The organism is Streptomyces sp. Root1304 (assembly GCF_001426405.1).
In the GTDB taxonomy this organism is placed as follows: domain Bacteria; phylum Actinomycetota; class Actinomycetes; order Streptomycetales; family Streptomycetaceae; genus Streptomyces.
In genome coordinates this window covers 616836-626850 of the sequence record NZ_LMEP01000022.1, presented here as the reverse complement: position 1 = coordinate 626850, position 10015 = coordinate 616836, and the positions used below count along the sequence as shown (strand labels likewise).

At 71.9% G+C, this 10015-nt stretch carries 12 protein-coding genes and 1 pseudogene; 9 read left to right on the top strand and 4 right to left on the bottom strand.

The features are described 5' to 3' along the window. Position 1 precedes the first annotated feature (1 nt). Entirely contained in the window at positions 2–886 is an 885-nt protein-coding gene (nagB, locus tag ASD33_RS22225; protein ID WP_056563041.1) for a glucosamine-6-phosphate deaminase, read from the top strand. Positions 887–949: 63 nt separating this feature from the next. Here the strand turns inward: nagB and ASD33_RS36475 are convergent, their stop codons facing one another. Beyond that, entirely contained in the window at positions 950–1126 is a 177-nt protein-coding gene (locus ASD33_RS36475) for a hypothetical protein (protein WP_242427170.1), read from the bottom strand. Between ASD33_RS36475 and ASD33_RS36970 the strand changes: the two genes are divergently transcribed. The 3 genes and pseudogenes from ASD33_RS36970 to ASD33_RS35850 all read left to right on the top strand — a co-directional run bounded on the left by ASD33_RS36970 (position 1056) and on the right by ASD33_RS35850 (position 2742). Then, entirely contained in the window at positions 1056–1571 is a 516-nt protein-coding gene (locus ASD33_RS36970; RefSeq protein WP_347232300.1) for an ATP-binding protein, read from the top strand. The two genes, ASD33_RS36475 and ASD33_RS36970, sit on opposite strands and share 71 nt — an antisense overlap. Then, positions 1481–2127 (top strand): annotated as a pseudogene (locus tag ASD33_RS34410) (dihydropyrimidinase); the annotation flags it as partial. The gene ASD33_RS36970 and the pseudogene ASD33_RS34410, both read left to right, overlap by 91 nt. Further along, positions 2125–2742, top strand: a complete 618-nt coding sequence (locus ASD33_RS35850; protein WP_056563267.1) for a response regulator transcription factor — start codon at positions 2125–2127, stop codon at positions 2740–2742. The pseudogene ASD33_RS34410 and the gene ASD33_RS35850, both read left to right, overlap by 3 nt. Before the next feature lie 202 nt (positions 2743–2944). Here ASD33_RS35850 and ASD33_RS22200 read toward each other — a convergent pair whose 3' ends face one another. Both ASD33_RS22200 and ASD33_RS22195 read right to left on the bottom strand, forming a co-directional pair. Beyond that, positions 2945–3379 carry a hypothetical protein gene (locus tag ASD33_RS22200; protein WP_056563031.1) on the bottom strand — a complete coding sequence of 145 codons (435 nt, stop codon included), beginning with the start codon at positions 3377–3379 and terminating at the stop codon, positions 2945–2947. A gap of 239 nt (positions 3380–3618) precedes the next feature. Beyond that, positions 3619–4548: a LysR substrate-binding domain-containing protein gene (locus tag ASD33_RS22195; RefSeq protein WP_079044929.1), complete on the bottom strand. Its 930-nt coding sequence runs from the start codon at positions 4546–4548 to the stop codon at positions 3619–3621. A gap of 79 nt (positions 4549–4627) precedes the next feature. Here ASD33_RS22195 and ASD33_RS22190 point away from each other — a divergent pair, with 79 nt between their 5' ends. The 5 genes from ASD33_RS22190 (at position 4628) to ASD33_RS22175 (ending at position 7634) form a co-directional block, all read left to right on the top strand. Further along, on the top strand, positions 4628–5365 hold the full coding sequence (locus ASD33_RS22190) for a hypothetical protein (protein ID WP_056563025.1): 738 nt from the start codon (positions 4628–4630) through the stop codon (positions 5363–5365). 51 nt (positions 5366–5416) lie between these two features. Beyond that, positions 5417–6019 carry a gamma carbonic anhydrase family protein gene (locus ASD33_RS22185; RefSeq protein ID WP_056563024.1) on the top strand — a complete coding sequence of 201 codons (603 nt, stop codon included), beginning with the start codon at positions 5417–5419 and terminating at the stop codon, positions 6017–6019. A gap of 91 nt (positions 6020–6110) precedes the next feature. Then, complete coding sequence (locus ASD33_RS35545; RefSeq protein WP_157870068.1) at positions 6111–6278, top strand: hypothetical protein; 168 nt, start codon at positions 6111–6113, stop codon at positions 6276–6278. A gap of 89 nt (positions 6279–6367) precedes the next feature. Further along, the gene (locus ASD33_RS35120) at positions 6368–6856 is read left to right on the top strand and encodes a hypothetical protein (RefSeq protein WP_242427154.1); all 489 of its coding nucleotides are present in this window, start codon (positions 6368–6370) and stop codon (positions 6854–6856) included. Positions 6857–6938: 82 nt separating this feature from the next. After that, positions 6939–7634, top strand: coding sequence for a DUF6766 family protein (locus ASD33_RS22175; protein ID WP_056563021.1), 696 nt, complete (start codon positions 6939–6941; stop codon positions 7632–7634). 16 nt (positions 7635–7650) lie between these two features. Here ASD33_RS22175 and ASD33_RS22170 read toward each other — a convergent pair whose 3' ends face one another. Continuing rightward, a complete protein-coding gene (locus tag ASD33_RS22170; protein WP_056563018.1) occupies positions 7651–9999 on the bottom strand; it encodes a nitrate reductase in 2349 nt (782 codons plus the stop codon). Positions 10000–10015: the final 16 nt, after the last annotated feature.

Below are 10015 nucleotides of genomic sequence, written 5' to 3'. Positions count from 1 at the left end.
CGTGGAAGTTGTCATCGTCAAGGACGCCAAGGCGGGCGGCGAGCTCATCGCGGACGGCATCGCCGGCCTCCTGCGCCGCAAGCCCGACGCGCTGCTCGGCGTGGCCACGGGCTCGACTCCGCTGCCCATCTACGACGCCCTGATCGCCCAGGTCGAGGCCGGCTCCGTCGACGCCTCGCGGGCCCGGATCGCCCAGCTGGACGAGTACGTCGGCCTCCCCTYGGGCCACCCGGAGTCGTACCGCTCCACGGTGCTCCGTCAGGTCGTCGAGCCGCTCGGGCTCTCCCAGGAGGCGTTCATGGGGCCCGACGGCTCCGCCGAGGACGTCCTGGCGGCCTGTGAGGCCTACGACAAGGCGCTGGCCGCGGCCGGCGGTGTGGACCTGCAGATCCTCGGCATCGGCACCGACGGTCACATCGGCTTCAACGAGCCCTGCTCCTCGCTCGCCTCCCGCACCCGGATCAAGACGCTCACCGAGCAGACCCGCGTGGACAACGCCCGCTTCTTCGACRACGACATCGAGCAGGTGCCGCACCACGTCATCACCCAGGGCATCGGCACCATCCTGGAGGCCCGCCACCTGGTGCTGCTGGCCACCGGYGAGGGCAAGGCCGAGGCCGTSGCGCAGACCGTCGAGGGCCCGGTGGCGGCGCTCGTGCCGGCCTCCGCGCTCCAGCTGCACCCGCACGCCACGGTCGTGGTGGACGAGGCCGCCGCCTCCAAGCTGAAGCTCGCGGACTACTTCCGCCACACCTTGCCGGCCTCCGCGCTCCAGCTGCACCCGCACGCCACGGTCGTGGTGGACGAGGCCGCCGCCTCCAAGCTGAAGCTCGCGGACTACTTCCGCCACACCTACGCGAACAAGCCCGCCTGGCAGGGTCTATAGCCGCACTCGGAGGAGACACCCGGGCGGCGACCATGGAGCCCGGGGAGAGTTCGGGGCACCTGATCAGGAGGTACGGACGCGGGTCCTCGTGGTGGAGGACGAGCCGATGCTCGCGGAGTGGCTGGGCTTAAGGAGGCGCACGCGGTCGGCGTCGCGCAGGACGGCGCCGGTGCCCTGGAACGGGCGGCGGTTCACACGTACCACGTGGTGGTCCTGGACCGGGACCTCCCGGTCGGCCACGGCGACGCCCCCCGAAGGGGCCGTGATCCGGGACGCCAAAACGGGCCCGGTGGTGCCCGGCCACGAGATCCCGGCCTTCTTCGAGCCGTTCCGGCGACTGAACCGCGACCGGCTGGTGTCGGTCAAGGGCGCCGGGCTGGGGCCCTCCGTCGTCCGCGCGATCGCCCACGTCCACGGCGGGGAGGCGACGGCGGCACCCTGCGAGGGTGGCGGACCGACGGTGACGGTCACTCTTCCCGTCCACCGCGGGCCGATCGCCGGTTCGGGCAGGCAGATGTCCCACCTTGCGCGCTTGGATGCCGCACCCCCTTCCTCGGACGGTTACGCGACGTCCAGGGGGTTTTCAGGGAAACCAAGCTCTTCATGGCCTACCCGGGCGTCTTCTACAGCGACGACGGTCGCATCCTGCGGGCGATGCAGCGCTCCGCCGAGAACGGCGGGCTGATCATGATGCACGCCGAGAACGGCATCGCCATTGACGTCCTCGTCGAACAGGCCCTCGCCCGGGGCGAGACGGATCCCCGCTACCACGGGGAGGTCCGCAAGGCCCTCCTGGAGGCGGAGGCCACCCACCGCGCCATCCAGCTCGCCCGGGTGGCGGGGGCTCCCCGGTACGTCGTGCACGTCTCGGCCGAGGAGGCGGTCGCCGAGATCGCCGCCGCCCGGGACAAGGGCCTCCCGGTCTTCGGCGAGACCTGTCCGCAGTACCTCTTCCTGTCGACGGACAACCTCGCGGAGCCGGGTTTCGAGGGGGCGAAGTACGTGTGCTCCACCCGTTGCGTCCGCGCGAGCCCCCGGCGGCACTGTGGCGCGGCCTGCGGACCAATGACCTCCAGGTGGTGTCGACGGACCACGACCTCGGCCGAGGCGACTTCTCGAAGATCCCCAACGGTCTGCCGGGGGTGGAGAACCGCATGGACCTCCTCCACCAGGCCGTCGTGGACGGGCACATCTCGTGCCGTCGGTGGATCGAGATCGCCTGCGCGTCCCCGGCCCGGATGCGCACCGGTCTGTCGATGATCCTTGACGCGCAGCCCGAGATCGAGGTCGCCGGCCAGGCCGCCGACGGCCACGCCGCCGTCGAGCTGGCGCATCGGCTCCGCCCCGACGTGTGCCTGGTCGACATCCAGATGCCCGGGCTCGACGGCATCGAGGTGACCAGGCACACGTCGGGGCGGGGCGTCCCGGACCCGATCGCGGTAGTGGTGATCACGACATTCGACCTCGACGAGTACGTCCACGGCGCGCTCCGGGCCGGCGCCCGGGGCTTTCTGCTCAAGGACGCCGGGCCGGCGCTGCTCGTCCAGGCCGTCCATGCCGCCGCCGTCGGCGATGCCCTGATCGCGCCGAACATCACCCGGCTGCTGCTGGCCACCCTCGCCGCCAGGGAACCGTCGAGCCGACGGACCCAACCGATCGAGCCGCTCACCGAACGCGAGGAGGAGGTGCTGACGCTGGTCGCCCGTGGCCGCACCAACGCCGAGATCGCCGCCGAGCTGTTCATCGGCTTGACGACCGCCAAGACCCACGTCGCCAGCCTGCTGACCAAGATCGGCGCCCGAAACAGGGTGGAGATCGCGATGTGGGCGTACGACACCGGCCGGGTGGGGGCCTGAACCGGGCCGACCTCGGTGAGGACTTCTCCGGCCCGGCGCGTACACGCACTCTGAGTTTGCGGCCCCCGGGGCGGTCCGTGTCCGGAGGTTCCGGTGCCGTTCCGGGGGCGGGGTGTTGTCGCAGGGGCTCAGAGTGCGTGGGTCACCGGGGTGGCGGCGAGTCGCTCTTGGTGCGCGCTCGGGAGCCGGGTGGAGCCTCTGGTCAGCAGGACACCACGGCCGAGACCGTCGCGGTCGACGGGGGCCAGCCCCACTGGTTCACGGAGAAGTTGCCGTTGACCGTCGAACCGCACGGCGCGGTGGTGACGATGCTGCCGACCGAGGTCGTGCCTGCCTGTACGAGCACGGTCGGGTTGATGGGCGCGATCGGGGCGCTGCCGACGACGGTGCCGGAGACCGTGAAGCCGACCTGCTGGGGCTGCCACCCGGAGTTGGTCGTGGCTGCGACCCCGTAGAAGCGGACCTGGTTGCCGGTCACCTCGACACAGGCTCTGGTCAGGAGGATCCCGGGCGCACCGGGGGTGCCGCAGGTGACGACGGCGCCGACCGGACCGGTCGGCGCGGCGACGGCTTCCTGGCCGGTGGCCAGGGTGGCCAGGGTCGCGGCGGCGACTGCGGCAGTGGCAAGACTCTTCATGGGGTCCCTCCCTCTTCCATTGCCCTCATCCGAGAGCAATGTGAAATGTCACATACCTTGCGGTGGATCATGGCAGTGCATCGAGGTGGGCCGCGCCGGATTCCGGAGGGAAAGGTGTTCTTCTGCTGGTTCCGGCCATCGAATGGCCTGAATGCCGTGTCAGCGGCCGCGCGAGAAGCTTCCGTACTCGCACCGACCGGAGTGCCGGGCCCTGGTCGCCCGCTGCTCTCGTCCTGACTTCAGGCCGGCGGGAGGTGCGTGGTGCGGTCCTGTCGTGCTGCTGTGCGGAGCGCCGCGACGACGGCCGCGGTCGTCGGGTTGGTCGTTTCGGTGTGGCGGGTCGCGGCGAACAGGAGGCGCTGGATCGGGTGGTCCTCGATGGGGGCCGTGCGGATGCCTGGTGTGGCCGGGTCGATGGCCGTCCGGGGGACGAGCGCGGTGGCGAGGCCGGACCGGGCGAGGGTGATCTGGGCGGCTGTGTCAGCGGTGACGTAGCGCGTCGCGGGGGTGAAGCCTGCCTGCCGGCAGGCGTGCAGGATGGCCTGTCCGCAGTCCGTGGTCGCCGGTGGGACGACGAGGTTGTGGGTGGCCAGTTCGCGCAGGCCGACGGGCCGTCCGTCGGATCCGCCGGCGGCTCCGTCGTCGGCGGTGACGACGAGCAGCGGGTCGTCGAGCAGCGGCGAGACCGCGATGCCCTTGGGTGTGGTCTCCGGCAGGTGGCGATAGTGCTGCCCCAGCACCACGTCGACGGTGCCGAGCGTGAGTTCGCGCAGTTGCGCCTGGTCGGTGACGAGACAGGTCACGGCGAGCTGCGGATGGTCCACGCCCAGCGCGGTGAGCGCAGGGGCCACGATCCTGGCGACGGTCGACGGCAGCGCGGCGAGCGTGGCGGCGGCGCCGACCGTGCCCTTGACCGCCGCGACGGCGCACTCGGCTTCCTCCATGGCGGCGAGGATCCGGTCGGCGTGTTCGAGGAGGACGCGCCCCGCCTCCGTGAGCGCGACGGTTCGCCCGTCGGGACGCAGGAGATCAACCCCGACGTCGCTTCTCAGCGCGGCGAGCTGCTGGGACACGGCACCGGCGGAGAGCGCCAGGGACTGGGCGGCCGCGGTGATGGAGCCACGGGCGGCGACGGTCTTGAGCATGTGCAGACGGCGGATATCCAGCATGACCCGATAGATTACCTAAAGGGTTCCCCTAGAAAACATCCCCTTGACCTGCCGAGTCGAGGTGAGCGACCTTCAGCGCATGGAAATCTTCGACTGCATCGCCGCCGTGGCCAGGCCGGTCCACGACTTCGGCGACGAGTTCATGTCCGACGAGGCCACCGCCGCCATCGGCCTACGCGCCGGGTTCGCCCCGGGGCGCGGCTTCTACTGCCGCGGCCGGTTCGGGGTGCTCGGCGAGGCGCCCGCCTCGGTGGTCCAGGCGGTACAGGGCTTCCTCGGCCCCGACCTCGTCGCCACCGGCTGGCGGGCCGGCCGGCCCGTGATGCCGGCGCAGGTGGCCGCCGCCTGCTACGCGGAGGCCGTCCGGACATGGGGGCGCGCACACGTCCCCGCCGACGCCGACGTGGAGCACTTCAACCACCTGGCACAACAGCTGATCGACGCCGCCGACGCCGACGCGCTGCCCCTGTTCGCAGGCTGGCGCGCCCAGGCCGTGCCCGGCGACGACCCGGTCGGGGCGGCGATGCAGCGCATCCACGTCCTGCGGGAACACCGCGGCGCCTGCCATCTCGCGGCGGTACGCCTGGCCGGGCTGAGCGCCCGGGAGGCGATGGTCGTCAACCTCGGCGTCGAGCAGGCGACCCACTACGGCTGGCGCGAGCCGGGTCAGGCCGCCGCGGCGCTGATCCCCCGATGGCAGCGCGCCGAGCAACTCACCGACGAGCTGCAGGCGCCGCTCTACGCCTCGCTGACCGCCCGGCAGCGTGCCGAGTTCGCCCAGCTGGTCGACGCGTTGACCAGCACCCAGACCCCGTGAACGTACGTCGTGGACACCGGCAGGCATACGAAAGGGCGGCTGGTCGCGGCCATGCTTCTCACTCATGACGGCCGTGCGCCCTCCGTCCACCCCACGGCCTATGTCGCTCCGAACGCCACGCTGTGCGGGGACGTGCGCGTGGGGGCAGGGTGCCGGGTGCTGTTCGGTGCGGTGCTCACCGCCGAGGGCGGGCCGGTGGAGCTGGGCGAAGGCGGCATCGTGATGGAGAACGCGGTCCTGCGCGGCACCCGACGGGACCCGCTGGTCCTGGGACGGCAGGTCCTGGTGGGCCCCACCTCCTACCTGACCGGCTGCCGGGTCGAGGACGAGGTCTTCCTGGCCACCGGCAGCCGCGTCTTCAACGGAGCACGGATCGGGACCCGTTCCGAGGTGCGGATCAACGGCATCGTGCATCTGCGCACGGTGCTGCCCGCCGACTCGATGGTGCCGATCGGCTGGGTCGCCGTCGGCGACCCGGCGCGCATCCTTCCACCGGAGGACCACAACGGGATCTGGGACGTGCAGCGGGAGCTCGACTTCCCCGGCTACGTCTTCGGCCTGGACCGGCCCGGCGAAGGCCAGAGTCTGATGCCGGCCATCTCCGAACGCTTCGGCCACAGCCTCGGCCGCCACAGCGACGACCAACAGATCTGAGACCCGCTTGGAGCGAGCGGGCCCAGGGCGGGACGAGGAAGTGCCACGCTCGTGAGACTGCGCGGCCTCCCGGGCCATGCCGACCGGGCCTGTGATCGCACGTCTCCTGCGGCTGCCCGATGACGCGGACGCGGAGCTCGTACGGCGCTCCGGCGCTGATCGCTTCTGCCCGCTCGGCGAGGTCGGCTTCCGTGAATCCGAGGAGCGCGCGGTCGACGGCGTCGGCCTCCGGCGGGTCCTGGAGCCTCCGGGCGGGTGACGTTTCCGTCGGCGGCGGTGTGTGTGAGGGGTGGGGTCGGAAGCGGCGTGCGAGGGTGCTGCCAGCCCCGCCCGTCAGGAGTCCGCCCGGTGCCCGAACGCAGACAGCTCAAGGGGCGCACCCGCACCGCCCGTTCCGCCGGCAGTTCCCGGCGCCGAGGCGAAGCGACCCGGTCGCACCCCTGGGGCGGCGTGCTCTCGGTGGCTGCGGTGATGCTCGCGGTGGCGGGGTGCGGCGCCCCGGCGGCACGGCAGGACGCCGCGGCGGCGGCGGGATCGGCCTTCGAAGCCGCGGTGAGGGCAGGAGACCACGTCCGGGCCTGCGAGCTGTTGGCCCCGCAGACTCGTCGGCAGCTGGAGCAGAACGAACAGAAGGCCTGCGCGAGCGCGTTCACCTCGCAGGAGTTGCCCACGGCGCGCGGCATCCGCAACGTCGAGGTGTACGGGCGCCAGGCGATGGTGCGGATGGCGGGCGACACCCTGTTCCTGTCGCTGTTCACCGCCGGCTGGAAGGTGGTGGCCGCCGGCTGCGTACCGCGGCCCGACCAGCCCTACGACTGTCTGCTCAAGGGGGCGTGAGGGTGCGGACCCTGTTCGTCATCTGTCTGCTGGTCATCCTCGGCGGCCTCGGGTACTTCATCACGATCGGGGTGCTGCAGCGATGACCGACAGCCCTGAACCGCGCCGGGGATTCTGGCGGGAGAACAGCCTGACCCTCGCCTTCGGCATCGCCTTCCTGGTGGTGCTCGCAGGCCAGGCCGTCGCCGGGCACGCCGAGTTCAACGAAGAGATGACGGTGGACGGCCTGCAGCCGCTCAGCCTGGCCGCATACCTCACCTCCTCGGACTTCGCCGTCGACGTCACCGAGAACTGGCAGTCGGAGTTCCTGCAGTTCTTCCTCTACGTCTTCGGCACCGTCCACCTGGTCCAGCGCGGTTCCCCCGAGTCCAAGAAGCTCCACGAGGCCGGCCCGGAGAGCGAGCGGGAGCAGCGCATGGGCGAACACGCCCGCCCCGACTCGCCCCGGTGGGCAGGGACGAAGGACTGGCGACAGAAGTTCTACGCCCGCTCCCTCGGCGCCGTGATGGGCGCGTTGTTCCTGCTGTCCTGGCTGGCGCAGTCCATCACCGGCACCGCCGCCTACAACGATCAGCAGCTGCGCCGGCTCGAAGACCCGGTCAGCTGGGCCGGCTACATCGGCACGCCCGACTTCTGGAACAGGTCCCTGCAGAACTGGCAGTCGGAACTCCTCGCCGTCGCCGCCATGGTCGTCCTGTCCATCTACCTCCGCCAGCGAGGCTCCCCCGAGTCCAAGCCCGTCGGCGCCGCCCACACCGCCACGGGCGTGGAAGGCTGACCGTCCGTGCCGCCGCTCACCTTGCGGGGCGGGCCCGGGTGACGCGGGCCGCGCCGGTCTTGAAGAGCGGCTGCTTGGAGGCCGGGTCCCAGGTGGTGGGCGTGAGTTCGTTGGCCGCCCGGTGGTGGCCGGTCCCGTCCGGGGCGTCCCAGTAGCCGTAGTGGAACGGCAGGAAGACCACGCCTTCGCGTATCCCGGTGAGACGGACCCGGGCCCGGACCGTGCCGCGGCGGGTGGACACCTCGGCGAGGTCGCCTTCGGCGATGCCGGCCGCCGCCGCGTCGGCTCCGGACATCTCGATCCACATGTCCGGTGCGGCGGCGTGCAGCCGGGGAACGCGGCCGGTGCGCGTGCGGGTGTGGAACTGGTACAGGGTGCGCCCGGTGATCAGCCACAACGGGTGCGCTGCGTCGGGTTGTTCGGGTGGCGGGACGTAGGGGGCGGTACGCAGGACCGCCTTGCCGTCGGGGTTCAGGGACCGGTACGCGTCGGCGTCGTACGCAGTGCCCGTGAGGAGGTCGCGGCCGTAGGTCTCGCAGTCCTCGGGCGAGCTGCGGAAGTCACCGTCGGTGTAGAGGCGTTCGGTTCCTTCGGGGTGTTCGGCGGTGCAGGGCCACTGGACGCCTCCGCGTTCGCGCAGCAGGGCGTAGCTCAGCCCGCTGTAGTCGCAGGGGCGGCCGCGGCTGCACTCCTTCCACGCTTCGAAGACCTCCTCCGGGCGGCGCCAGGGCAGGAGCGGCGCGTCGGAGGCGTCCCGCAGGTCCATCCGGCGGGCGAAGTCCAGGAAGATGTCGAGGTCGGGGCGGGCTTCACCGGGCGGGTCGACGGCCTTGAGGGAGAGATGGACGGTGCGGTCGGCGTTGGTGAAGGTGCCGGTCTTCACGCCCCAGCCCGCGGCGGGCAGCACGACGTCGGCGTACGCGGTCGTCTCCGTCGGGAAGAGGTCCTGGACGACGAGGAACAGCCGCTCCTGGCCGAGCACGGCGCGGATGCGCGCCAATTCCGGGAGGGAGACGGCCGGGTTGGTTCCGGAGATCCACAGCATGCGCAGGGAGCCTTCCTCGGCGAGGCGGATCAGCCGCATGGCGTGGGTGGGCGGCCCGTCGTGAGGGATCCGGTCCGGCGGGACGTTCCAGATCTTCGCGAGCTCCTCGACGTGCCGGGGGTTGGCCCAGTTGCGGAATCCGGGAAGGTCTCCGTCGGCTCCGCACTCGCGGGTGTTCTGGGCGGTGGGCTGGCCGTTCATCTGCAGGACGCCGCAGCCGGGCCGTCCGAGCATGCCGCGGACCAGGTGCAGGTTGTTGACCTGGACGGCGGCGGCGGTGGCCTGGTGGGACTGGTAGAAGCCCTGCAGCACGGTGGACAGCAGCCGGTCGGCCTGGCCGAGCAGCAGGGCCGCGCTGCGGATCTGCTCGGCGGGCACGCCGGTGGCCGCGGCGGCGGCCTCGGCCGGGAAGAGGGCCACCCCCTGGGCGAGACGGTCGAAGCCGACGACGTGCGCCTCGATGTACGCCGGGTCCGTCCAGCCCCCCTCGATCACCTCGTGCAGCAGCCCGTTCATGAGCGCGAGGTTCGTCCCCGGCCTCGGCTGGAGGTGCACGGTCGCCGCTTCGGACACCGGCCCGGGGCGGGGGTCCACGCACAGCAGGACGGGCGGTTCGGGCCCGGCGAGCCGGTCCAGGATCCGGCTCCACAGCACGCTCTGCGTCTCGGCCACGTTGTGCCCGAACAGCGCGATGGTGTCGGCATGGTCGATGTCGGTGTACGAGCCGGGCTGGCCGTCGCAGCCGAACGACTCCTTGAGCGCCTCGCCGGCGGTGGCGGTGCACAGTCTGGTGTTGCCGTCGAGGTGCCTGGTCCCCAGACCGCCGCGGGCGAGGACCGCCAGGGCGTAGTACTCCTCCAGGAACAGCTGGCCGCTGGTGTAGAAGCCGATCGAGGAGGGGCCGGGGCCATCGAGGAGTGCGCGGGCGCGGTCGACGATCCGGGCCATCGCGGTGTCCCAGTCGGTCGCGCGCTGGACGCCGTCCTCCCGGACCAGCGGGCGGGTCAGGCGGTCCGGCGACCCGATGGCCTGCCATCCGTAGAGGTCCTTGGGATCGAGGCGACCGTGGTTGACGCGGTCGCGGGCGACGCCCCGGACGCCGACGAGGCGGCCGTCGCGGACGGCCAGCTCCATCGCGTCGCCGTTGGAGTGGAGGTTCGAGGCCGTCGCGACCCACCGGTCGACCCGGGTACCGCCTTCGGCGTCAGCCGTGAGGTACGTGTCGACGCGCTCGGGCCAGGTGTCCCCGCGCCCGTACGGGGTCCTACGGCCCCAGGGATCGTTGATCCGGTCGGGGGAATGCCCGGATTCTGTACCCATGCGTGGCTCCTGCCCC